Source organism: Campylobacter concisus (assembly GCF_902460675.1).
Lineage (GTDB): Bacteria > Campylobacterota > Campylobacteria > Campylobacterales > Campylobacteraceae > Campylobacter_A > Campylobacter_A concisus_AJ.
This window is the reverse complement of sequence record NZ_CABPUQ010000001.1, coordinates 1,029,756-1,054,062: the sequence shown is the minus strand read 5'-3', so window position 1 is coordinate 1,054,062 and position 24,307 is coordinate 1,029,756. Positions and strand designations below refer to the sequence as shown.

General features: G+C 39.7%; 22 protein-coding genes and 1 tRNA gene. 9 read left to right on the top strand and 14 right to left on the bottom strand.

Annotated features, from left to right (window positions below; genetic code table 11):
* Window positions 1-1,396: 1,396 nt before the first annotated feature.
* The 3 genes from F3G88_RS05120 to F3G88_RS05110 all read right to left on the bottom strand — a co-directional run bounded on the left by F3G88_RS05120 (window position 1,397) and on the right by F3G88_RS05110 (window position 3,513).
* Window positions 1,397-2,203 carry a hypothetical protein gene (locus tag F3G88_RS05120; protein WP_103573495.1) on the bottom strand — a complete coding sequence of 269 codons (807 nt, stop codon included), beginning with the start codon at window positions 2,201-2,203 and terminating at the stop codon, window positions 1,397-1,399.
* A gap of 249 nt (window positions 2,204-2,452) precedes the next feature.
* Complete coding sequence (locus F3G88_RS05115; protein ID WP_103573496.1) at window positions 2,453-3,277, bottom strand: adenylosuccinate lyase; 825 nt, start codon at window positions 3,275-3,277, stop codon at window positions 2,453-2,455.
* A gap of 50 nt (window positions 3,278-3,327) precedes the next feature.
* Window positions 3,328-3,513, bottom strand: a complete 186-nt coding sequence (locus F3G88_RS05110; RefSeq protein ID WP_103573497.1) for a hypothetical protein — start codon at window positions 3,511-3,513, stop codon at window positions 3,328-3,330.
* Window positions 3,514-3,622: 109 nt separating this feature from the next.
* On the opposite strand from F3G88_RS05110, the gene F3G88_RS05105 reads away from it, so the two are divergent.
* Window positions 3,623-3,699 (top strand) — tRNA-Arg (locus tag F3G88_RS05105).
* A 40-nt stretch (window positions 3,700-3,739) separates the two neighbouring features.
* Here the strand turns inward: F3G88_RS05105 and truA are convergent.
* From truA to glmU, 7 genes are read right to left on the bottom strand one after another with little or no spacing between them, the layout of a single operon-like run.
* Window positions 3,740-4,471 carry a tRNA pseudouridine(38-40) synthase TruA gene (gene truA / locus F3G88_RS05100; protein WP_149712158.1) on the bottom strand — a complete coding sequence of 244 codons (732 nt, stop codon included), beginning with the start codon at window positions 4,469-4,471 and terminating at the stop codon, window positions 3,740-3,742.
* Window positions 4,471-5,499 carry an LptF/LptG family permease gene (locus F3G88_RS05095; RefSeq protein ID WP_149712159.1) on the bottom strand — a complete coding sequence of 343 codons (1,029 nt, stop codon included), beginning with the start codon at window positions 5,497-5,499 and terminating at the stop codon, window positions 4,471-4,473. Before F3G88_RS05095 ends, truA begins: the two co-directional genes overlap by 1 nt.
* Window positions 5,492-6,280 (bottom strand): prepilin peptidase, encoded by a 789-nt coding sequence (locus tag F3G88_RS05090; protein WP_103616950.1) that lies wholly within the window; start codon window positions 6,278-6,280, stop codon window positions 5,492-5,494. The genes F3G88_RS05095 and F3G88_RS05090 overlap by 8 nt, the downstream gene beginning before the upstream one ends.
* Window positions 6,281-6,287: 7 nt before the next feature.
* Complete coding sequence (gene uppS, locus F3G88_RS05085; RefSeq protein ID WP_103608793.1) at window positions 6,288-6,959, bottom strand: polyprenyl diphosphate synthase; 672 nt, start codon at window positions 6,957-6,959, stop codon at window positions 6,288-6,290.
* Window positions 6,960-6,962: 3 nt separating this feature from the next.
* Entirely contained in the window at window positions 6,963-7,649 is a 687-nt protein-coding gene (locus F3G88_RS05080; RefSeq protein ID WP_103616941.1) for a hypothetical protein, read from the bottom strand.
* A complete protein-coding gene (coaBC, locus tag F3G88_RS05075) occupies window positions 7,646-8,818 on the bottom strand; it encodes a bifunctional phosphopantothenoylcysteine decarboxylase/phosphopantothenate--cysteine ligase CoaBC (protein ID WP_149715938.1) in 1,173 nt (390 codons plus the stop codon). Before coaBC ends, F3G88_RS05080 begins: the two co-directional genes overlap by 4 nt.
* On the bottom strand, window positions 8,805-10,115 hold the full coding sequence (glmU, locus tag F3G88_RS05070; protein WP_149715543.1) for a bifunctional UDP-N-acetylglucosamine diphosphorylase/glucosamine-1-phosphate N-acetyltransferase GlmU: 1,311 nt from the start codon (window positions 10,113-10,115) through the stop codon (window positions 8,805-8,807). Before glmU ends, coaBC begins: the two co-directional genes overlap by 14 nt.
* A 136-nt stretch (window positions 10,116-10,251) precedes the next feature.
* Between glmU and F3G88_RS05065 the strand changes: the two genes are divergently transcribed.
* From F3G88_RS05065 to F3G88_RS05030, 8 genes are read left to right on the top strand one after another with little or no spacing between them, the layout of a single operon-like run.
* Window positions 10,252-11,019, top strand: a complete 768-nt coding sequence (locus F3G88_RS05065) for a motility protein A (protein WP_004318159.1) — start codon at window positions 10,252-10,254, stop codon at window positions 11,017-11,019.
* Window positions 11,019-11,798 (top strand): flagellar motor protein MotB, encoded by a 780-nt coding sequence (locus F3G88_RS05060; protein ID WP_004318176.1) that lies wholly within the window; start codon window positions 11,019-11,021, stop codon window positions 11,796-11,798. The genes F3G88_RS05065 and F3G88_RS05060 overlap by 1 nt, the downstream gene beginning before the upstream one ends.
* A gap of 11 nt (window positions 11,799-11,809) precedes the next feature.
* Window positions 11,810-12,532: a flagellar type III secretion system pore protein FliP gene (fliP, locus tag F3G88_RS05055; protein ID WP_196779718.1), complete on the top strand. Its 723-nt coding sequence runs from the start codon at window positions 11,810-11,812 to the stop codon at window positions 12,530-12,532.
* Window positions 12,532-13,797, top strand: a complete 1,266-nt coding sequence (locus tag F3G88_RS05050) for a TolC family protein (RefSeq protein ID WP_149715542.1) — start codon at window positions 12,532-12,534, stop codon at window positions 13,795-13,797. The genes fliP and F3G88_RS05050 overlap by 1 nt, the downstream gene beginning before the upstream one ends.
* Complete coding sequence (locus F3G88_RS05045; protein WP_107915458.1) at window positions 13,794-14,537, top strand: efflux RND transporter periplasmic adaptor subunit; 744 nt, start codon at window positions 13,794-13,796, stop codon at window positions 14,535-14,537. Before F3G88_RS05050 ends, F3G88_RS05045 begins: the two co-directional genes overlap by 4 nt.
* On the top strand, window positions 14,534-17,560 hold the full coding sequence (locus F3G88_RS05040) for an efflux RND transporter permease subunit (protein WP_149715541.1): 3,027 nt from the start codon (window positions 14,534-14,536) through the stop codon (window positions 17,558-17,560). The genes F3G88_RS05045 and F3G88_RS05040 overlap by 4 nt, the downstream gene beginning before the upstream one ends.
* Window positions 17,557-18,792, top strand: a complete 1,236-nt coding sequence (locus F3G88_RS05035) for a TolC family protein (protein ID WP_149715540.1) — start codon at window positions 17,557-17,559, stop codon at window positions 18,790-18,792. Before F3G88_RS05040 ends, F3G88_RS05035 begins: the two co-directional genes overlap by 4 nt.
* Window positions 18,789-19,652: an EamA family transporter gene (locus tag F3G88_RS05030; RefSeq protein ID WP_149715539.1), complete on the top strand. Its 864-nt coding sequence runs from the start codon at window positions 18,789-18,791 to the stop codon at window positions 19,650-19,652. The genes F3G88_RS05035 and F3G88_RS05030 overlap by 4 nt, the downstream gene beginning before the upstream one ends.
* A gap of 71 nt (window positions 19,653-19,723) precedes the next feature.
* On the opposite strand, the gene F3G88_RS05025 is transcribed toward F3G88_RS05030, so the two are convergent.
* Genes F3G88_RS05025 through ispG form a run of 4 tightly spaced genes read right to left on the bottom strand, consistent with a single transcriptional unit; the run spans window position 19,724 to window position 23,873 of the window.
* On the bottom strand, window positions 19,724-20,095 hold the full coding sequence (locus F3G88_RS05025) for a hypothetical protein (protein ID WP_103573510.1): 372 nt from the start codon (window positions 20,093-20,095) through the stop codon (window positions 19,724-19,726).
* 52 nt (window positions 20,096-20,147) lie between these two features.
* Window positions 20,148-21,395 carry a ComEC/Rec2 family competence protein gene (locus F3G88_RS05020; protein WP_149715538.1) on the bottom strand — a complete coding sequence of 416 codons (1,248 nt, stop codon included), beginning with the start codon at window positions 21,393-21,395 and terminating at the stop codon, window positions 20,148-20,150.
* 2 nt (window positions 21,396-21,397) lie between these two features.
* Window positions 21,398-22,810 (bottom strand): replicative DNA helicase, encoded by a 1,413-nt coding sequence (locus F3G88_RS05015; RefSeq protein ID WP_103574985.1) that lies wholly within the window; start codon window positions 22,808-22,810, stop codon window positions 21,398-21,400.
* A gap of 4 nt (window positions 22,811-22,814) precedes the next feature.
* A complete protein-coding gene (gene ispG / locus F3G88_RS05010) occupies window positions 22,815-23,873 on the bottom strand; it encodes a flavodoxin-dependent (E)-4-hydroxy-3-methylbut-2-enyl-diphosphate synthase (RefSeq protein WP_103574984.1) in 1,059 nt (352 codons plus the stop codon).
* Window positions 23,874-24,307: the final 434 nt, after the last annotated feature.

The window sequence follows — 24,307 nt, the reverse complement described above, 5'->3', positions numbered from 1 at the left end:
ATATGTCTTGATAAAATTTGATATAAATTTTTTTGGAATTTTAACAATGTTTTTATTCTTTATTAAATGAGTTATGAAGTTTGAAAACCCAAAGCTTAAACTACTTAGTACTATAAGGTCGAATGCGATATAAAGTGGCTTGTTTAGTTAAGAAAGTCTTGCTTGTTTAAAGATATGAACGATTGAATAAAAGCTAGAAAAATTAGTAAGGTGTAAAAATAGCTATATATCTACTAAAAGCTCGAATTTTTTTAATAGGCGCCAAAAAGATGCTTACACTTTAAGCTTATAGATTCTTAAAGAGTAAAAATACAGGTAGTTGCTAAAACGTTAAAAACGTTAATGTTTTCAATTTTTAAAAACTTATTATTAATTAGATTATAGTTGATATACTGATATTTTTGATATGAAAATTTGATAGTTCGTGATGTTTGCTAAGTTTTTCATTTAGTGGATATTGTCTTGATGACTAAACGACATTAATGATTAAAAATATACATATTTTTATAGTTAAAAGCAAATTAAGAGTTGAGAGAGTAGATGTTGAATTACTTATTTATTTATATAGATTTTTTTGTTAATTTTTAATTTCTGATATTGTTTTCTTGTGTGATTTTTAAATCGTATTTTTTAAGTGAAACAAAAATATTAAAATTACATAATATATGTTTGGTATATCAACATCTGCTTGCAGTATTATGAAAGCATGCTAAAAGATTCATAGTATTTATGTGGATTTTTATTATTATTAAATTTTATTTTTTAAAGGTCTTGCTTCTATAACAAACTTACTATTCATCATAATCTTTCTAGTAATCAGATTAAATTATATTTTCCTAGTTTGTTAAACTTCTAATAATGCAGCATGTTCATTTATAGAACAATTTTTAAACTATTCGAACATGGGTCTTACTAACAAACTTTAGCATACAGAATACTAGAGTTTTATTTATTGTATCTCTTGTGCTCATTTGTATTTTAAATAGCCTTCATTATAAACTCTATTATTTTATCATTAAATTGATTTGTTCTTTTATTCTATTTGGATATGAGATTTATTGTATTTCTAAAGATTTTTATAGTATTCTATTTTAAATTTTAGTCAGGTTTTGATATTTTTGATACCATTTATAAAATTTTTTAGAATTTCTCCAAATTTTATGACTTTATATTTATTTTTCATGATTTTCATAGTAGCTACTATAAGCTGCAGTATAATTTATTTTTAGTCATAGTTATATTTAAAATCCTAGATAAAATCAATTTTTAATATTTTTGTTTTGCTGTTATCTAAGTAATTAAATCCTAATTTATAAGAACTTGTATAGTTTGATTGATCAATCATGGAATTAGAATAAAAAGTTATATTTAACTTATTAGTTTTATAGTCACGAATTTATTTTAATTTATTGCTATTTTTTATACATTTTGCATGAAGCTCGTCACTTAAGAACTCCGGCTTGATCTCGCAAAGTTCTATTTCTTGGTAGCTCTCACCAAATGCTTTTGGGTTGACAAGCAAATTCATATAGTACTTTGCAGAATAAAGGCTTTTTAGATTCTGCTGTACAAAGAAATTATCAAGTCCAGCAAATTCATCATCATATTGTCTTATCTTTTCAAGGATACTTACGATCGGATGTTTGTCCATCTTTTCTGATTTAGTTAGCACAGTGTGTAGGCTTTTCCAAAAGTCGTCTTTGGCGATAATATATTGTTTGTATGATTCGTTTCCAAAAAGTGCTATTTCTTTGGCTTTTTTAATCTCTTCTGGGCTATTATTCTCGATATACCCAAGTTTATTTTGTATTATAAAAAGCTCATTTGTGTGTCCACAAGAAGCATCTTTGCAAACTCTTAAATTCTTGTATCCTTGTAATGTCTTAAGATAATCATTTCCAGACATGGCAAGTTTTAAAAAATAAGACACTCTGTCATTCCATTTTTGTAAGTAGAGTCTGTCTAATGTTTTTTGATTTTTACCATCAGTTTCTATATATGTTGCAGCATATTTTATCCGTTCAGTTGCCAAAAAAGTATCTAAAAATTCTTTTTGTTTTTCCGAAGACAGACGTTTTAATTCGGTTAAATTTGTAATTTTCTCTTGTAGCTCTTTTGCTTTTGTGTCAAGTTTTATTACTTTATCAGAAGCAAATAAAGTGCTAAGTAATACAAAAGCTATTATCAAGAATATTCTTTTCATATTGTATCCTTTGAAATTTTATGCTAAGAATGCCAATTCTGTTAGATTGGCGCAATAAATTTGCATTGCAAATCTAAGAAGATTTCATAAAGCATCTAGGCAAAATTTATCAAATTATATCTTTAAAGTCAAACTAAGTATCCTAATTTGCATTGTGGCTAACTTATTTTGGTAGTTCTTATATATTTTTTTAATTAGTTTATTTTAGTCTTTTAAATATATTTTTCAAATTTTAATTTTTAAAACCTTTTATCCTACCTTTATAAAATTCTCTTGGTTTTTAAAGAATGGTTTTAGTCCCTCGTAGGCTGCTTGGATCTTTTTAAATTTAGCGTCGTATTCGTTTTTGATGCTTTCGCTCTTATTTGAGTGTCTGTCTGGGTGGTAAATTTTAGCAAGGGTCAGGTAGTTATCTCTTACGGTTTCGAAGCTATCGCTATTTGAGCAGCCTAAAATTTCAAAATTTTCTTCTAGTAAATTTGCCAAAGCGCTGAAGCGACTTTTAAATTTGGCCGAGTTTTGGACCTTGTAGTTTCTTTTGAACTCTTTAAATTTGACTTCATTGTAGTTAAAATTTACTATAAATTTTAGATGTTCGCGTCTTGAAATGATCTCTTCTATCAAGTCAAAATCGCTATCTTTTTTTATCTTTAGGCTAAATGTATGATTTTTCTCATCAAATTTAGACTCATTATTTTTAAAATTTTGCAAAATGTAGCTAGCAAAAGCTTTTGGAGTGTTGTTTAGCGTAAAGATCATCTCGCCATATAAAAACTCAATGTCGATGTTGTAGATGTTTGTTAGAGCGTTTCTTTGCACTAAAGATAGCTTTATGGTTTTATATTTTGCAAAGGTCACGTCAAGCTCGTTGCCCTGTTTTTCGTAGAGTTTTTTTATAAATTTTAAGAAGCATTTTCGCTGTGGGATCTCGCTCTCTTCGTAAAAAGAGATGATCTTGTCTTTGTTTGCTAGGGTTTTTGTGAAATTTTTACTTATCAGTGCGCGAAGCTCGCAAAAAAGAGCGTCGCTATCGGTTAAAATGCTTAAAGATTCTAAAGTTTGGGTTATATTCATGGGTTTCTCCATTCAAAATATCCCCATTTAAAGCAACTAGCGTTCCAAAGTTAAATTTTCCTGATATTGCTATCTTTCGTGTATGCCAAAAACTCATCTCTTAGCTTTTGTTCTTTGTGTAAGATCGCCTCCTCTTTCGTGTGAGAAACGGCCTCTTTTTGGGGCTTTTTAGCCACGCCTTGCTCTTTTGCAAGCTCTTTTTTGATCTCTTTTAGACTATCGAAAAAATCGTTCATTTTTGCTCCTTTTGCTCAAAGGATTTTACTAAAAAGGTTATAAATTTAAAATGAATACAATCTCTTTTTAAGGAAAGTTTGGTTAATATCACAACTTAATTTTTCATGTGCGCTCGTAGCTCAGCTGGATAGAGCATTTGATTGCGGTTCAAAAGGTCAGAGATTCGAATTCTCTCGGGCGCACCATCCTTTTTCTCCCACATTTTATTTCAGACCACTTTTTAGATTAGTTAAATTTATAAAAAACTCTATTTAGATATAGCCCTTCAGCGGGCGCCGGTATGCGAGTTAGGGCAGAATGTCCATTTAGCGAAGCTTTGATGAGCTTGCCACCATCTTTTTGTTTTAGCGCTTTTAGTAAATTTGCAACCATGAGGCGTACTTGACCACGCAAAAAGCCATTTGCCTTAAAAACGACGATAGTTTGCTCTTTGTATGCGTAGCAAAATGCTTTGTAAATTTCTCGCACTGGGCTTTTTGTGTCGCTTCCGGTTTTCATATATGCGCTAAAATCATGCTTGCCGATAAAATTTCGCAAAATTTCATTTGCTTTTTCAATGTCAAATTTAGGCAAAAATACCTTGTAGTTTGAGCTAAAAACATCAAATTTACCGTGATCTATCACATATCTATACGACCTTGCGACCGCGTCAAATCTTGCTTGAAAGCTATCATTCACCAAATTTATGCGTTTTATGTGAATGTTTGGGTGTGCGTGGCGGTTTATAAGATCTTGCAAGCGCCTTAAATCTTTAAAGTGATCGCCACAAACGACGCTTGAGCTTTGGTTGTTTGCGTGCACGCTTTTATCGGTGCGCGAGCTAGAGACCACTCTTTCGAAAATGCCAACGTGAGCTAAGGCGCGCGTAAGCTCATCCTCTACGCCATTTTTATGTGGCTGGGTCTGTGAGCCTTGAAATTTCGAGCCATCGTAGCTGTAGATTAGCTGAATTTTCATCAGTATCTTCGTGTGATCTTGGCTCTATAAAGCAAGACACCGGCTAGTAAAAATACGAAAAATATGAGCGGTATCGCAAGTGCTGGCTTTGATGAAAAGAGCATTATGAGCGTAAAATATCCAAACAAAACGCCAAAAGTGCCCACATAGACCATGCCTTTTTCATATCTATATGTGACGATGCCAAGGCTGATAGCAAAGAGTGTGCTTGCAAGCGGGAAGAGCGCCACTAGGACGTAAGTACTAAGGTCTTTTCTACGTTTATCGCTGCTAGCTGCCTCCATCCAGTACTCTTTGATGCTGCCAACGTCGCTTATTTCCTCGCTTTGGGCGGTTCTTATCTTCATTGATTTGAAGTTGCTTTGGTGGTAAATTTCATCTTTTATGTCATACATCTTTCCTTCATTTAAGGAAAGTTCGATGCTTTGATTGACATTTGTTATCTTTGCGTTTTTGGCGGTTATTAGGCGCTGTGAGTCTTTAACAAAGGGGTTAAACATCACGATATCTTTGTAAGTCGTGCCGTTGCTATCCTCCAGCTCGCTGCCCACATAGACCATCCAGTCGGAGAATTTTTGTCCAAACTGGGTTGGCTTTAAATTTAGCTTAGCAACCGTCTTTTTATAGTCGATGAAATTTGCATTTAGCTGGGCGGCTATTGGTATCATGACGATGGCAACTACCAGCAAGGCAGCGCTTAAAAGAGCTGAAAATGCAAGAAAAAACCTTGCAATTTTGTTTGGCGAGCCACCAAGTGTAAAGATGACGATACTTTCATTCTCTTTTGATAGCCTAAAAAGTGTCATCGCAAGTGAGACGAAAAACGCGATAGGCACGACAAAGAGTAGCACGCGCGGGAGCATAAATGAGTAGAGTTTAAAGAGCTCGCCAAAGCTGATCTCGATGTATGAGGTGATACGCGCGATCTGGATGAAAAAGACGATCGACATGATCAAAAAAAGCGTACTAAATAGCGATGCAAACGTGCCTAGGAAGTTAAACAAAAGATATTTATTTACTCTACTCATAAATGAACCTTAAAATTTCTAAAATTTGCCCGTCAAAAGCGTAGGTGACAAGCAGCCCCAGGCTTAAAAATGGCACAAAGGCTAGCTCGTAGCCCTTTTTGCGAACGAGCGCATAGACTGGAAGCGTAAGAAGTGCGGCCAGATAGATCGCCACAAGGGCTACCTTGACTGGTAAAATAGCTCCGATGATCGCTGCGATAAATATGTCAGCACTGCCCATGGCTTCGCGCTTCATCGCATAGCTCACGACAAATCTAAGCGCCAAAAATATAAATCCAAAGAGGATTAAATTTAAAATTTGAGCAAAATTTCCTTTAAAGATAAAAAGCAGCAGGGCGTAGCCAAATGCAAAAAATAGCGCTGCAAAAAGGAGCGGATCTGGCACGGCTTTATATCTTATATCTATGACGCTAAGGGCTAGTAGCATGATAAAGCAAAGCCCTAAAAATAGCGTATAAAGCAAGGTTTCTATGCTCAAAATTTCGCCGCACTCTTTAAAAAAGCAGATCAGAAAAAGCAGGCCAGAAACTAGCTCAACTAGCGGATAGACAAGGCTTATCTTTTGCTTGCAAAAGGCGCATTTGCCACCTAAAAATAGCCATGAAAAAAGTGGAACGTTGTGATAAAAATTTAGCTTGTGGGAGCACTTTGGGCAGTGTGAGGCTGGGAAATTTATACTTTCACTTCGTGGCAAGCGGTATATCAGCACATTTGAAAATGACCCCACGCAGATGCCAAAAACAAAAGCAAAAACGGCAAAAAAGATGACTAGAATATCCATTATCTCACTAAACTCCGCCAAATCTTCGCTCTATATCTTTAAATTTAGCAACGATGCTTGCAAGCTCATCCTTGCCAAAGTCAGGCCACAGTGTCGGCGTGAAAAAGAGCTCCGCGTAGCTTGCCTGCCAGAGCATGAAATTTGAAAGCCTGCTCTCGCCACCAGTCCTAATGAGAAGATCCACCGGCTCACTCTCATCAAGCGCCGCATTTAGGCTCGCTTCACTTATCTGGGCACCTTCTAAATTTAGCTTTTTTATGGCTCTTATGATCTCATCTTTTGAGCCATAGTTTATCGCTAAATTTAAAAGTAAATTTGTATTTTCCCTTGTTGCGTCTTTGGTGATCTCTATCTCATTTTTTAGCTCATCGCTAAATGGCGAGATGTCGCCGATCGTGTTAAATTTGATCCCATTTTTTATAAAATCATCACGCTTTAAAAGAAGAAATTTTTTGAGTAAATTCATCAAAAAATCAACCTCTTTTTGCGGTCTTTTCCAGTTTTCGGTGCTAAATGCGTAAAGGCTTAAAATTTTTACCCCATTGTCGATGCAAAATTCGCACATATCACTCACTACATTTGCTCCGGCCTCGTGCCCATTTGTCCGCAAAAATCCACGCTTTTTCGCCCAGCGTCCGTTGCCGTCCATGATGATAGCGAGGTGGTTAAGTTTGTTCAATATCTAGCCTTTAAAGTCAATTATCTGCTCTTTTTTACTCCAAAGAGCGCTTACGTTTTGCACCACAACTGGCGTGTCAAATTCGCTCTTTAGCAAGCTTGCGACGTTGCTAAATGGAGTTGAGATCTCACACAAAATTTCATCTTTAAATTTAAAAATAAGTGGCGCAAAATTTGAAAATACCAGAAAAACTCTCATCTCATTTGCCTCTTTTTTAAGCTGAAAAATGCCGTTTATACCGCTATATGCAAATGGTATATGCACGACGTTTTCTTGCAGAGCAAAGAGCATTTTTGCCAGCACTCTCATCTCGTCTTTTATTTTAACTTCGCTTAAGTTTTTAAATAAATAGCTGTAAAGCCACGATAAATTCTCATTTTTTACCAAATTTTCTATCAAATTTAACCCGTCAGCCAAAACGTCCTCATCTAAAATTTTTGGTTTTTCGTATAAATTTTTTATGACGATGTTTTCGCCCTGACTATGCACCTCGCCCCAGTATCTAGAGCCCACGTTTAGCTCTTTTACGCTTTTTGTGTTTAAATTTCTATTTGCGAAATTTAAGATGTATCTATTAAAGCCGACCTTTTGGCTCACCAAAATGCTAAGCGGCAGGGATGAATTTATCGCTACTAGCGGAGCTTGGCTGTTATTTGCTATTTTTTGGACGCGCGAGATTTGCTCTATCATAAATTTGCTGCTAGCTCCACGATATGCCCTGCGATCTCATCTTTTGAGGCAAGCGGCATTAGGGTTTCGCCACCCCTTGTGATGAAATTTACCTCGTTTTGCTCGCTTGCAAAGCCATTTTTCTCGCCTAAAATATTTAGACAAACTGCATCAAGCTCTTTTTTTTCTAGCATTGATCTAGCGCTTTTAAGAGCGTTTTTGCTTGAAATTTCAAGTTTAAAGCCGATCTTTTTACAGCTAAATTTACTTAAACTTTGCAAAATATCTATATTTTTGTTTAGGCTTAAATTTAAGCTTTCGCCAACGTTCTCTTTTTTTATCTTGCCATCAATTTTTGTCGGTACAAAATCACTCACCGCAGCGCACATTACAAGTAAATTTGCCTCCTCGCACTCGCTCTTACAAAGCTCTAAAAGCTCGCCACTTGAGCTAAATTTAAGGCTAAGAAACGGCTCGTTACTAGTTTCAAAGCTAGCAAGCAGTTTTACCTCTGCACCTGCGTAGTAAAAGGCTCTAGCCACGGCTCTTGCCATCTTGCCGCTTGAGAAATTTGTAATGGCTCTTACATCATCTATCTTTTCAGTTGTCGCACCGCCCGTTATCACCACTTTTTTGCCTGCAAAAATGGGCTTGCTAAGCCTTTTAATGGCAGCTTCTACTATCACTTCAGGGCTTGCTAAAGCACCCTTACCAACATCGCCACAAGCTAGAGTTTTAAGCACTGGTTCAACCACTAAAGCGCCGTTTTTCTTTAAAATTTCAAGCGAATTTTGCGTCGCAAAATGCTCGATCATATTGTTATTTGCAGCAGGGGCGACAACCAAAGGCACGTGCGAGGCGGCGATTAGCGTTTGCATGAAGACATTGTCGCAGATGCCAGCTGTTAGCTTATTTATTGTATTTACCGAGGCTGGCGCTATTAAGACTAGATCCATTTTAGAGTAGGCTATGTGATTTACGCCATCTTGCCAGTTTTGCGTTTGTGAGCTTAAAATTTTATGCTCGCTTAGCGCTTCAAAGCCGCTTACACTGCAAAATTCAAGCGCTCCGTCACTCAAAGCCACGTAAACATCAGCGCCTTGCTTTTTAAGCAACGATAAAATTTCGAATGCCTTATAAAAGGCGATACTGCCGCAAACTGCAAGTAAAATTTTCTTATTTTTTAACATCGTCTTTGCCAAAGAATTTCTCAAAAAAGCCGCTTTTGTTCTCTTGACGACCTCTGCTGATCGCTAATGCACCGCTCTCAACATCTTTTGTGATGGTGCTGCCAGCTGCAATGATGACGTTATCAGCGATATTTACAGGGGCGACTAGCTGTGTATCTGAGCCAACAAAGACGTTTTTGCCGATTTTGGTTTTGTATTTTGCCTTGCCGTCGTAGTTGCATGTGATCGTACCACAACCGATATTTGTGCCACTTTCTATCTCGCAGTCGCCAAGATAACTTAAGTGTCCAGCTTTTACGCCGCTAAGAATGCCTTTTTTAACCTCGACGAAATTTCCTATGTGCGTGTCAGAAATTTCAGAATTTGGCCTTATGTGAGCTAGTGGGCCGATGTCTGAGTTTTTGATGATGCTACTTTCGATCACTGATGAGCTTTTGATGATGCTCTCCGTGATAACGCACTCGCCAAGTATGCTTACATTTTCTTCTAGCACGCACTCGCCTTCAAATTTAGCCCTGCTGTCTATGAAAATGCTCTCAGGCATGCGCATCAAAACGCCAGCTTTCATCAAATTTTGCTTGATCTCATCTTGCATTATTTTTTCAGCGATGCTTAGCTGAAATTTATCATTTATGCCCATGAAATTTTGCTCATTAACATTTACTGCAACGCACTTTAAGCCCTTTTCATTTGCTATTTTTATGGCGTCAGTTAGGTAGTACTCTTTTTGTGCGTTTTGGTTGCTAATAAGCGGTAAAATTTGCTCCAGCGCCTCGCGTTTAAAGCAGTAGCAGCCAGCATTTACGCTCTTTATGGCAAGTTGCGCTTCGCTCGCATCTTTTTGCTCGACGATGGCCTCAACTTTGCCGTTTTTTATGATGACTCTGCCGTAGCCAAAAGGATTTGCCGCTTCAAATGAGCTCATAACCACGTCTGCTTCGGCATTTGCTAGGCGCATAAGATCAGTTGATCTAACAAGTGGCATATCGCCGCAAGTGACAAGCACCTTTTCGCCGCTTAAATTTACGCCTTTTATCGCGCCGGCAGTGCCTGGGAAATTTGCTAGATCTTGCTCGAAAATTTTAGTTTGAGGAAAAATTTCTTTTATCTTTTTGCTAATTAACTCTTTTTCGTAGTGAAGCACGACGCTAACGTCGTTTGTGATCGCATAAGCTTGCTTTAAGATGTGAATGATCATCGGCTCGCCGCATAGTTCAAATAGGACTTTTGGGCGTTTTGATTTCATCCTGGTACCAAGACCAGCAGCTAGGATTATGATTGAAGTATTATTGTTCATTTTTAAGCCTTTTAACGTTAAAAATTTCGCAGATTGTAGCAAAAAATGGCAAACATTTTTTTTAATTTAACGATTGTTTCAACAAAAAGCTAATAAAATAGCAATTCTTAAGAATTTATAAATAAAGCGAGTTTAAATGGATTTAGGAACCGTCGTCGGCTGGGTTTTGACCCTGGTGCTTTTGTTTGGATCAATGGCGATAGGCGTTGGTATAGGACCATACATCGATATCCCTTCTGTGATGATCGTTTTTGGTGGTACTATCGGCGTTATGATGGTTGGCTTCAAGATGGAGACGCTTAAAGGCGTTGGTAAATTTTATGGTGTCGCTGTTAAGCCATCAGTTGTTGTAAATTTACCTGAGACTATAAAAAAAGTAGTTGATTACTCAACCAAAGCTAGGCGAGATGGCATCTTAGCACTTGAGAGCGAAGTAAATAATGAATCAAATCAGTTTTTAAAAAAAGGTCTTTCAATGGCGGTCGATGGCAATGAGCCAGATGCGATCAGAGCGCTTTTGGAGATCGATATCGATCAGACTAGCACAAGGCATGCAAATAACATCAAAATTTTCGAGCAAGTCGGTGGTTTTGCTGGTGCGATGGGTATGATCGGTACGCTCATTGGCCTTGTTGCGATGCTTCTAAATATGTCAGATCCTAGTGCGATCGGTCCATCTATGGCGGTTGCCTTGCTTACGACACTTTATGGTGCGATGATAGGTAACATCATCGGCTCACCTGTTGCAAATATCCTCTCGATCCGCGATGCTGATGAGGCACTTGAGAAGCAAGTCATTTTAGAGGGGATCATGGCGATACAAGCAGGGGACAACCCAAGAACGCTTGAAGCTAAGCTCTTAGCATTTTTACCTCCAAAAGATAGAAAAAGTCAGTTTGAATAATGGGTAAGTTAATAAAACCAGAAGAGTGCCCAAAGTGTATGCCTGAGTGGCTGGCTGCCTTTGGTGACCTTATGTCACTCCTACTTTGCTTCTTTGTTTTGCTCCTTTCTATGGCGACGATGGATGCTAAAAAAATGGAGGCTGCTGTTGGCTCACTAGCTGGTGCGCTAAGCGTGTTAGAGGGTGGCGCAAGACCAGATAGTCAGGTAGAAAAAGAGACAGATCCTGAAAGCAGACGCACTCCAAAGCCAAAAGCTCAAAAAGGCGCTCAAAACGAGGTCACTTCGACTGTTAAAAAGATAAATGAGTTACTAACGGCTAGTGGGGCACCTGAGATCACTATGGAGGAGAGCGAGGATGGCTTTATTGTTAGGCTTCCAGCTGCGATGCTCTTTGACAAAGATAGCGCTGAAATTTCTGGCGAGGATGCGAAGCTCTTTTTAAAGCGAATAGGCATGATCATAGCCAAAATGCCAAATGAGGTAAAAACAGATATCATCGGATACACTGATAATACAAATCCAAGTAAAGACTCTATATATAAAAATAACTGGCAGCTCTCTACTGCAAGGGCGCTAAGCGTGCTTGAAGAACTAGTTAGCGATGGCGTACCACAAGAGAGGCTTATCACTTCTGGCAGAGCCTCTTTTGATCCGATCGCTAGCAACAGCACAGACGAGGGCAGAGCTAAAAACAATAGGGTGGAAATTCACTTCGTTTCGCTCGAGCCAAAAAATAAAGAGGCTACTAAGAAAAGTATCCTTGATACGAGGAATTAGTTGTGAAAGCACTGCTTAGTTTAGCGGTTTTGTTTTGTGTAGTTTTTGGCGCTGATCCTGCGCTACCAACTATAAATTTAAGCCTAAATTCACCGCAAAATGCCGAGCAGCTTGTAAATTCTCTAAATGTTTTACTAATCCTCACCGCACTTGCTCTTGCTCCTTCACTCATCTTTATGATGACTAGCTTTTTGCGCCTTGTCATTGTCTTTTCATTTTTGCGTCAAGCGATGGGCACACAGCAAGTGCCGCCTTCAACGGTGCTCATCTCGCTTGCGATGGTGCTTACATTTTTTATCATGGAGCCAGTTGGGCAAAGAAGCTACGATGAGGGTATAAAGCCTTATATAGCCGAGCAGATAGGCTATGAGGAGATGCTTGATAAGAGTTTAAAGCCGTTTAAAGAATTTATGGTTAAAAACACTAGAGAAAAAGATCTTGCGCTATTTTTTAGGATAAGAAATTTGCAAAATCCAGCAAATATCGAGGATATCCCGCTAAGCATCGCGATGTCAGCCTTTATGATAAGCGAGCTAAAGACATCTTTTGAGATAGCCTTTTTGCTTTATCTGCCATTTCTTGTCATCGACATGGTTGTAAGCTCCGTTTTGATGGCGATGGGTATGATGATGTTACCTCCTGTCATGATCTCGCTGCCATTTAAACTACTCATCTTCGTGCTAGTTGATGGCTGGAATTTGCTAATAGGAAATTTAGTAAAGAGCTTTCACTGATGAAAAAAATTTTATTAGCACTTTTGCCTTTGGCACTGCTTGGATCAAATTTGAGCGAGATAGCGAACAAGGCTACTCAAAACGAAATTTCAAAGATCAAAGAGCTTGAGCTAAAAAGAGCAAATTTAAATAGCGAGGCTACCACTAGTGCCTACTTGCCAAGTCTTAGTTTGGAGGGCTCATACGGCAAAAACGCAAGCACCTTTCCAAGCATAGTCGCTAAAGAGTCAGCTGGAGTGCTAGCAAGGATCGATTTTCTACTATACGACGGCGGGGCGAGAGAGGCTAGGTTAAAGATGAACCAGCTTTTAAAAAATAAAGCCGCCATCGCAAGCGATGAGGCCAAAAACTACCTTGCCCTTAAGGCTGTAAATTTATACTTTAACACCTGCGCACTTGAAAATATAATAGCTGCCAAAAACGCTCAGGCAAATTTCTTAAAAGGCGTTTTAGACAAGCTTGAAAAGGCAAATAAAGCAGGACTTGCCGCAAAAGATGAGCTAGAAAATGTGCGGGCAAAATATCACTTGGCAAATAGCGTGGAGCTTGAGTATAAAAACAAAATGGAGCAAATTTTAAATGAGATAAATTTGCTAACAGGCGAGCAAATTTCGCCACTTAGTGGGGCAAAAATGGCTGAGATTGGCTCAAATTTAGCTTCAAAAAACGCCGAGCTTGACAGGCTAAATCAAGATATTTCTATAAGCGAAGCTAAGCTTAGCGAGACAAGAGCTGGCTTTTTGCCTCAAATCATGCTCTATGACACCTATGGATTTTACAAAAACAACTACGACATCGACCTTGGCAAGTATAGCGCGTATCGCCCATATCTTGATAAATATCTAAAAGAAGATACGCACGGCAATAAATTTGGCGTTAGCTTCAGGTGGAAAATTTTTGACTTTTTTGCCACTAGCAAGATGAGCCAAGCTAGCAAGATCGCGCTTGATGAAGCGAGGCTAAATTTAGAGTATAAAAAGCGTGAAAACGAGACAAAACTTAAAAATTTACAAAACGAGATCGCAACTCTTAGCTCAAAGATCGCCTCGCTAAATGAGTATGTAAAGGCGAGCGATCTAGCACTTAGAGCGAGCTTTGAGAAGTATAGCTCAGGGCTTTTAGGATATAGCGACCTGCTTGAGGCGCTTTCACAAAAATTTGACGCCATTAGCCTTTTTGAAGGGGCGAAAGATGAGCTAGAGATCAAAAAAGCGGAGTATTTTTTTGAAAGCGGGGAGAGCATTTTAGAGAGGATTAGGGATTGAAAAAGATACTTTTTTTGATGATATTTTGCGTTTTTTCATTTGCAGGGGAGGAGATTTTTGCTGATTTTGAAGTCTATGCCAAGCAAAGCTCAAAGCTTGCATTTGAGAGCAGCGGCAAGGTAGATAAAATTTTTGTAGATGTCTCAAGCCACGTTAAAAAGGGCGATACTTTAGCTAGTCTTGATCAAACAAGCCTTGAGATCGCTCTAAAAAAGGCAAAAAACGACCTAGCGCTTGCCAAAAATGCCAAAGAATTTGCTAAAAGCACTTTTAATAAATTTAACCAAGTAAAGGACGTCACCTCAAAGCAAGAATTCGATGAGGTAAAATATAAATTTGACGAGGCAGCTCTTAGGGTGGAGAGTGCCCAGATCGCCATTTTAAACGCAGATGATCATCTTAAAAAGGCCGTTTTAAAAGCTCCTTTTGATGGCGTCATAGCTAGTAAAAATGTCGAGCTTGGCGAGAGTGCTTCGCCGCTTCAGCCAGCCTTTATCTTAAACTCCGAAGAGGTTAAAATTTTAATAGCGATCGATGAAAAATATGTAAATTTAGTAAAAATAGGCGACATGTTTAAATTTAAGCTTGACGCAACAAGTGAAGAAAAAGAGCTAAAAATCGCGCTCATTCATCCAGAGATAAAAAGAGAGACTAGAAAATTTTACGCCGAAGCTTACGATGTGGGGATGAAGCCAGGCATGTTTGGTCAAGGAAAAGTGATAATCGGCGAAAATAAATGATAAAAACAGCCATAAACCGCCCCATAACTACGCTTATGATATTCTTAAGCCTTGTTGTCTTTGGCATCTACTCGCTAAAGACGATGAATGTAAATTTATATCCGCAAGTAAATATCCCGATAGTAAAGATCACGACCTACGCAAATGGCGATATGAACTACATCAAGACAAAGATCACGCAAAAGATCGAGGACGAGGTCTCAAGCATCGAGGGGATAAAAAAGCTTTACTCAACTAGCTTTGACAACCTAAGCGTGGTAATCATCGAATTTGAGTTAAACAAAGACCTAGAGAGCGCTACAAACGACGTCCGCGACAAGATGCAAAAGGCGAGAGTTGGCGCAAACTACGAGATAGAAAAGCTAAACGGGCTCTCTTCTTCTGTATTTAGCCTTTTTATCACAAGGCTTGATGGCAACGAAACTAAGCTTATGCAAGAGATCGACGACGTGGCAAAGCCATTTTTAGAGCGCATAAGCGGCGTTTCAAAGGTTAAGACAAATGGCTTTTTAGAGCCAGCAGTGAAAATTTTACTTGATAGATTTAAGCTTGATAAAAACGCCCTTAGTGCAAACGAAGTGGCAAATTTGATAAAGGTTGAAAATCTAAAAGCACCACTTGGCAAGATAGAAAATGAAGAGATACAAATGGCGATCAAGTCAAATTTCAGCGCCAAAAGCATAGATGAGATAAGAAATTTAACGATTAAGCAAGGGGTCTTTTTAAAAGATATCGCAAGCGTTGATCTTGCTTACAAAGACGCAAACGAAGCAGCGATAATGGATAAAAAAAGTGGCGTCTTGCTGGGTCTTGAGCTAGCTCCAGACGCAAACGCTCTAACCGTGATCGCTCTAGCTAAGTCAAAGCTAGATCAGTTTAAAAGCCTGCTTGGCAGCGAATACGACGTAAAAATAGCCTACGATAAGAGCGAAGTGATACAAAAGCACATCGATCAAACCGCCTTTGATATGATCCTTGGCGTCTTGCTAACCATCGTGATCGTCTATCTGTTTTTAAGAAATTTCTCGATCACCATCATCTCAGTCGTGGCGATACCAACTAGCATCGTGGCGACATTTTTCATCATAAATGCCCTAGGCTACGACATCAACCGCTTAAGCCTTATAGCGCTCACACTTGGCATCGGAATTTTCATCGATGATGCGATAGTCGTCACTGAAAACATCGCAAGCCGGCTAAAAGATGAGCCAAATGCCCTAAAGGCAAGCTTTGCAGGCATAAAAGAGATAGCATTTAGCGTCTTTGCGATCTCGCTCGTGCTGCTTTGCGTCTTCGTGCCAATAGCCTTTATGAGTGGCATCGTTGGCAAGTACTTTAACTCCTTTGCGATGAGCGTGGCAGCTGGCATCGTCATCTCGTTTTTTGTGAGTATATTTCTTGTGCCAACGCTTAGCGCTAGGTTTGTAAATGCCAAGGAGAGCAAATTTTACATAAAGAGCGAGCCATTTTTTGAGTGGCTTGAAAATTTCTATGAGAAAATTTTGACCTTGGCGCTTAAATTTAAGCTCATATTTTTAGCCATAACGCTTGTGGTCGTTGTTTGCTCGTTTGGACTGGCTAAATTTGTAGGTGGCGACTTCATGCCAAGCGAGGATAACTCGGAGTTTAACATCTACTTTAAGCTTGATCCTGCCCTTAGTCTGGAGGCTAGCAAAGAGAGGCTAAAAGATAAAATTTCACTCATAAACGCCGATCCTCAGGTCGCTTACGCCTACTTCATCCTTGGCTACACAGACGCCAAGCAGCCTTATCTTGTAAAAGCTTACGTTAGGTTAAAGGAGCTAAAAGATAGAGCTAATCACGAGCGGCAAAATGCTATCATGCAGAGGTTTCGCGACAAGCTAAAAAGTGACGATATGAGCGTCATCGTGGCTGATCTTCCGGTAGTTGAAGGTGGCGACGTGCAGCCAGTTAAGCTTACTATCACATCTGAAAATGGCAAAGATCTAGAGAAATTTGTACCAAAGATCAGCAAGATGCTAAAAGAGATAAATGACGCAACGGATGTAAATTCGCCGGAAGAAGATCTGCTAAAGCGTGTGCAAATTTCTATCGATGAAGATAAGGCAAAAAGGCTAAATTTAGATAAAGCCAGCATTGCAAGCGCTGTTTATAGCGCATTTAGCCAGAATGAGGTCTCTGTTTTTGAAAACGAAAATGGCAAAGAGTATGAGCTTTACATGCGTCTTGATGATAAATTTAGAAGCGATACAAATGATATCTTAAAGACCAAGATAAGAAGCAATGAGGGCTTTTTTGTCACACTTGGCGATGTGGCGACGATTAGTTTTGAGCAAAAGCCAGCTAGTATTTCAAGGTTTAATAGAGCCGATGAGATCAAATTTCTAGCAAATACCAAAAATAACGCTCCGCTAAATAGCGTAGCAAATGAAATTTCAAAGAAGCTTGATGAAATTTTGCCTGCAAATTTCAAGTATAAATTTTTGGGATTTGTCGAGCTGATGGATGATACGAACGCTTCTTTTATCTTTACAGTAAGCGCTAGTGCGGTGCTTATTTACATGGTGCTAGCTGCACTTTATGAGAGCTTTTTGCTACCATTTCTCATCATGCTTGCCATGCCGCTTGCCTTTTGTGGCGTGGTGATCGGACTTTTTATAAGCGGCAATCCATTTAGCCTATTTGTCATGGTTGGCGTCATCTTGCTTTTTGGTATGGTCGGTAAAAACGCCATTTTAGTCGTTGATTTTGCAAATCACTTTGCAAATAACGGCATGGAGGCAAATGAAGCTGTGAAAATGGCTGCTAAAAAGCGCTTAAGAGCTGTTTTGATGACCACTTTTGCGATGATATTTGCCATGCTGCCTCTTGCGCTTGGTAGGGGTGCTGGCTTTGAAGCCAACTCGCCTATGGCTATAAGCATCATCTTTGGGCTCATTAGCTCGACTTTGCTAAGTTTGCTTGTCGTGCCAGTGCTATTTGCTTGGGTCTATAATCTTGATAAATTTATAAGAAAATTTTATGAAAGGGAGAGAATTTGAATAAGATTTTGGCGGTTTTGCTCTTTGCTTTGCCTCTTTGGGCTGGAAATTTACTAGAGATCATCGCTCTGGCGCAAAGTGCGAAGCTCGAGAGCTTGAAAGAATTTAATAAAAATGAATATATAAATAAAAATAAGAGCAACAAGCTAAATTTATCCCTTGATGGCAGATATACCTTTGTGCCTGACGAGCTAAAGGGCGGGTATATGACAAAGGCTGGATCTATCACGGCAAAGGTTGAGTATCTCATCTTTGACGGCGGTGCGAGTGAGGCTTCGGATAAAATTTTAGACCACAAGGGCGTGGAGAAAATTTATAAAGATGAAGAGCTTATGAATCTCACTGCTTTTCAGGTCGCAAAGGTCTATTTTAACGCTGTTGCACTAAATTCTCTTATAAATTTAGAGACAAAATTTGTCGATAGCTTTGCAAAAGCGGCTAGCGAAAATGAGTTTTGGTTTGAGTATGGCGAGATAGATAAGAGCGAATTTGATGCGATAAATTTCACTCTTAATAAAAAAAGAGCCGAGCTAGACGAGCTTGGGCTTAAGCTAGCAGAGTTAAACTCAAGGATAAATTTACTCTCAAACGGCGAGATCGGCTTTAATGCTGGCTCAAAGATAGTGATGCCTGATTTTAGCAAGGATGATCTAAGCGCCAAGCTTGGGGCGATGGAGCAAGAAAAATATATAAAAGAGCAAGAAAATGAGAAGCAAAAGAGCAAATTTGCTCCAAAAATTTACCTAAAAGATACGCAAAGTGTGAATAATAACAGCTTTAAAAAAGGCGAGAGGACGACTTCGCAGATGGCTGAGGCATACGCTGATGCGAACAAGCCTAGAGTGGAGTTTGAGTGGAAGTTACCAGATAGCCTAAGTCTTAGCAAACAAGCTCAGACAAAGCGTATTGAGCAGCAGCGCGCGGCTCTAAATTTAAGCGATGAAGAAAACAGGATAATGGCTAGGCTAAAGGATCTAAGAGGCGTGATAGAGGGCTTGAGTGCTAGGCTAAATTTAGACTCGCTAAAGCAAGATAACCTTGATAGCGACTTTAATGACCTGCTAAATGGTTATCTTAGCGGCAAGGTAAAATTTGAGCAGTTTTTATTTGTGAGCGAGAAAAATTTTAGCGACAGGGCAAATTTCATCCTAAATGGCGATCTGCTCGAGCTAAACAAGCTTGAATACTTTTTTGAGTGCGCAAGAAATATAAATGAGGTGGTGATAGAATGAACAAACTGATCTTCGTGACCATTTTGTGGGCGTTTAGCTTTAGCTTGATAGGCGAGTTTTTAGCGGGCAAGGTGGATAGCTATCTGGCTGTTTTTGTGCGTGTGGCACTTGCTAGCATGGTCTTTTTGCCATTTACGAAATTTCGCGGGGTAAATCCAAAGCTCGCCCTTGGCATAATGGCGATAGGAGCGGTGCAAATAGGGCTCATGTATCTTTGCTACTACAACTCGTTTTTGTATCTAAGCGTGCCAGAAGTCGCACTTTTTACCATTTTTACGCCGTTTTATGTGACGCTCATATATGATGCATTTAGCTTTAAATTTAGGCCGCTTTATCTCTTTAGCGTTGGCGTGGCGGTCTTTGGCGCGCTTGTTATCAAGTATGGCGCGATAAATGAGGGCGTGCTAAAGGGCTTTTTGCTGGTGCAAGGGGCAAATATATGCTTTGGAGCAGGGCAGAGTGCCTATAAGGCGCTTTTGGAGAAGTTTGAAGTGGATCAAAAAAAGGTCTTTGGCTACTTTCACTTTGGAGCGTTTTTTGTCGCTGTCATAGCGCTCATAACCCTTGGCAATCCAGCTAAATTTCAAGTGGATCTAACCCAAACTTTGGTGCTTTTGTGGCTTGGCGTAGTCGCTAGCGGGCTGGGATATTTTATGTGGAACAAGGGGGCTTGCGAGGTCGATAGCGGCGTACTTGCCATTATGAATAACGCCCTAATACCAGCTGCTATCATCGTAAATTTAGTTTTTTGGCAAAAGGACGCCAACCTAACAAGGCTCATTTTAGGCGCTGCGATAATGTATATATCGCTACTAATTCATAATAAAATCATGAAATTTTATGGCGTAAAGGCTGCGTGATGTTAATTTTAAGATCAAATTTGAGTTATTTAAGCTAAGTAGAGAATTTTAAAGCATCAAATTTGATCTTTTTAAGCGCCTTGCATCTTTAAAAGCTGGGCGTTTAGCTGCATTATCTGAGCAAAGATAGCTCCCTTTTTGCTCTGAAGCGAGGCAACCAGCTCTTTTGCGTATGGATTTTTGCTAGCACTTGCCTGTTTTATCGCATTATCAATCTCTTTTAGCTGTTTTTGCAGTTTTTCTAACTGCTTTTTTATGACATCGGCGCTACTCTCGCTCTCATTATTTGCCTCGCTAGCTAAATTTGAAGCGTCATGCAAAATAGCGCTTTTATCGCTGTTTTGAGAATTTTCATTCTTTAAATTTTCCTCATCTGTCTTTAAATTTAGCCCACTTTTGGGAGTGCTTTTATTTAAATTTATAAAATTTGAGTTTATCTGCATCGCCTTGCCTTTAAATTTAAAAGCATATCGGCAAATTTAAATAAAACTTTGACTACGAAAAATTTAGCAAGAAAAGCAAAAACGCTACCACGCCAAAAAGTGGCGGAAGTAGGACTAGGGATTTAAATTTAACGCAAAAAAGTGTGATGGCGTTATAGAGTAAAAAGATAAATGTGCTTATATGAAGGCTGCCAGAACTTAGTCTAAAGGCTAACATCTTGCTTAAAATTTCATCAAAAATGCCGCCATATCCAAAGAGGTGAAGTAAAAAACTTAGTGGATAAAATACGCCAAATAGGTAGTTGATAGCTAGCACGCTAAGCTGCAAGAGGCTAATGAGTGGGAAAAAGTAAAGCACTGCAACCTCCATAGCAAAAAAGACATATAAATCTAAAAGTAGTGAGTTTGCTAGCAGGTTAAATTTGGGCGCAAAGTAGAAAAGATAGACGAAGATATAAAAGACGCCAAGGCATGAAAAATAAAAGCCAACGCTAAAAAGAAGCTGCGGAAATAGGGCGACGCTAAATAAAATAACGCCAAAGAGCGTGTAGAAATTTAATATCTTTATCTTTTTACATATCATGTAAAAGCCAGCCACGCTCATCAAAAATGCCCGCAAAAAGCTTGCTATAAAGCCGATCATGTAAAAGTAGAAGCAAAGCACCAAAAATACGGCAATTGTAAAGTCAAAAATGTATGAGCGGTAAGGCATATATCTTGCGTAGATGGGCTTAAAAACGAGCTTTAAAAGAAAGAAGCAAACCGCGCTTATGACACCAAGATGATAGCCGCTAATGGCGATGAGGTGCGCCACGCCCCAGTTTGAGACGTCATCTCTTAGCTCGCCAAAGACATTTGTACCAAGAAATAGCGCTGAGAAAAGTTGCGAAATTTTGGCGTTTTCGTGCTGCGCGGAGATGAAATTTATAGCTCTTTGCCTTAGACTATCATCTCTTTTGATAACGGCTCTATCGTAGCTTGGCATGTAAAATGAGCCAGAAAGATAGTCTTTAAAACTAACGTCTATTGGCTGAACGCTAAGCGCCACGACGTCATAAAGGCTGATCTCATCTTTTTTAGAAGTGGTTGTGTAAAAGCTAAAATTTGAGGTGTCGATCCTGATGATTTGGCGCTTTTTGCCGTTTTTCTCTTTGGTGAAATTTACGCTTACTTTGCCTAGGACGTCTTGCTCGCCAAGCTCCATAAAAGCGTTATATTCATGAAATTTAAGCGCTAAATTTAGACAAAAAAGCAAAAGGCAAAGCAGGAGAAAATAAAATACACGCCTGCTTTTTGGCAAATTTACTCTTTAAATTCAGTTGATTGCACTGGTGTGGTGGCGATATCGCAAAAGCGCGAGTACTGCTTTTGAAAGAGCACGTCGATAGATCCGACCTCGCCGTTTCTGTTTTTGCCAACGATGATCTCGGCGTTTTCTTGAAGCTTGTTAAAAACGTGCTCGCTTTGATAAGGTTTGCCTTCAGCCGCTGCCTTGCTCTTTTTCTCGTTTTCCTCTTGCTCCAGATAGACCTCGTGCCTATAGACAAAAAGGATGATGTCGGCGTCTTGCTCGATCGCGCCTGACTCTCTTAGATCGCTTAGCATAGGGCGCTTGTTCGCGCGTGCTTCAAGGCCGCGGTTTAGCTGCGAAAGTGCGATGATAGGCATATCCAGCTCACGCGCTAGAAGCTTTAAGCCACGAGAAATTTCAGCTATTTGTATGTGGCGGTCAGCGAAGTTGTTTGTGCTCATCATAAGGCCGATGTAGTCGATGACGCAGAGTGAAATTTCAGGATGAGCCGACTTTAGCTTGCGAAGCTGCGTCCTTACTTGGTGGATATTTACGTAGCCGCTATCGTGCACAAAGAGCTTGGCGTGCGAAAATTCGCTGCATGCGTGGCTAAAGTGGGCGAGCTTCTCGTCGTCCAGGGTCGCTGTCATTATCTCTTGAAGTGGGATCGAGGTCTTGTCTGCTAGCATCCTCATCATGATCTGCTCTGCTGGCATCTCAAGCGAGAAAAAGACGACACCAGCGCCACTTTTTAAAACATGCCCCATGAAATTTAGACAAAGCGTCGTTTTGCCCATGCCAGGGCGCGCTGCGATGATGATGAGGTCGCCATTTTTAAAGCCTTTTATCATCTCATTTAGCTTTTTAAAGCCGGTGTTTAGTCCGATGATGTCGCGCTCGTTTAGGGCAGCTTGCTTTTGCATGTGCACTATCAAACTTTTTATGATATCTTCGCTATCTCTGATGCTACCAGTGCCGCTGCCATCGACTAGCGAGTAAAATTCTTGACTTAGCTCATCGACCATATCGCGGCTAGCTTTGTCTTCATTTACCTTGCTTGGGATGTCGTGGGCGATCTTTACTAGACTGCGTTTTATCGACTTCTCTTTTAGCTCGTTTGCGTATCTTTGGATGTCGATGATCGAGTTTGTGGCCAAAATGCTCGCCATGACGTTGTCATCGTAGTTTTCGCCAAGCTTGTTTTTGATAAATGTCGATGCGATAGGCACATCGCCGTTTAGACAATCAACCATCGCTTTGTAAATTTGCGCGTGAGCCTTTAGGTAAAAGTCCCCAGCCTTGATCGTGTCAAAAATTTCGCCCAAAGCGTCGTTGTTTGCGATGATCGAGCTTAGTATAGCTCGCTCCATGTCAAGGTCGTAAAGGTTGCTAAATTCTATTTCGTTAAGTCTCTCTTTTGCCACTGCTTTATCCTCTGCTCTTTATCTCGTCGTCGATCTCTTGCAAAAATCTATCCACAAGCTCGCTCTCAGGCAGCCTTGCGATCACTTCGCCGTGGCGCATGATCATGCCATTTCCCTTGCCAAATGCTATGGCGACGTCTGCACCTTTTGCCTCGCCGATAGCATTTACCACGCAGCCCATTACCGAGACATTTAGTGGCTCTTTTATCCCTTTTGTTTTTTCTTCTACGAGCTTTACTGCCGCCATGAGGTCAGCTTGCAAACGCCCACAAGTTGGGCATGAGATGATGTTTAGCCCCTCTTTTTGGCGGCCGCTATCTTTTAAGATCGCCTTTGCGACTTTGATCTCCTCTTCAAGCTCGCCCGTGATGCTAACTCTCATCGTATCGCCGATGCCCTCAAGTAGTAACCCACCAAGTGCGATCGCGGACTTGATGGTCGCGTGAAAAGTGGTACCTGCCTCTGTTACGCCTAGATGAAATGGGTAGTTTGTCTTTGGGCGAAGCGCTCTATAAGCTTGCATCGTGCGCTCGACGTCGCTTGATTTAAGTGAAATTTTAATGTCCGTAAAGTCAAAATCCTCAAGAAGCTTGATGTTGTATAAGGCACTCTCCACCATCGCCTCCACCGTGCGGCCATAGCGGTCCTCAAACTGCTTTTCAAGCGAGCCAGAATTTACGCCTATGCGGATAGGCAAATTTCGCTGTTTGCAGGCATCAACGACTGCTTTTATGTTTTTAGCTGAGCCTATGTTGCCTGGATTTATGCGGATAGCATCGACAAATTCGCTAACGATGAGCGCGTAGGTGTGGTTAAAATGTATGTCTGCAACGACTGGGATGGGTGAGCCTGCGACGATCTCTTTTAGCGCGCTGGCGTCCTCTTTGTCAAAAACTGCGCAGCGCACGATGTCACAGCCTGCAAAATATAGCCTTTGTATCTGCTCTAGCGTGCCTTTTACGTCCTTTGTCTTTGAAAATGTCATCGACTGCACGGAGATCGGTGCGTCACCGCCTATTAAAACATCGCGAATTTTTATCTGTTTTGTCGGGTATCGTTGCAAAATTTTGCCTTTAAATTTTATTGGGGATTATAAGAAAAAATGGCTTTTAAAAGGCTTGAAAAATTAATAAAGTTTTTAAATGCAGGCAGTTTGCAATTAAGGCTCATGTATCATAAATGCAAATTTTAAACTTTCATTCACCCCTAAGAGTTGGCTACTAAAATTTGACTTCGCTTACAGCTTAGCTCAAATTTTAGAGCCGAAAATACTCGTTTAAAATTTACTTGACGCTTATCTGATGATAAACCGCATGCAGTGCGCTAGCACCATTGTATGCACCTTGAACGTGCGAGGGGTTTGGGGGATTTAAAAAAGGGGGATAAGGGGACGGCTTCGTAATTCAAGTCCCCTTGTCTCCCTTTTGGATAAAAAAGAGCTTAAAAATTAAAGTCTATATTTTAAAAGTAGAAATTTATTATTTTGCAAATTTTAAA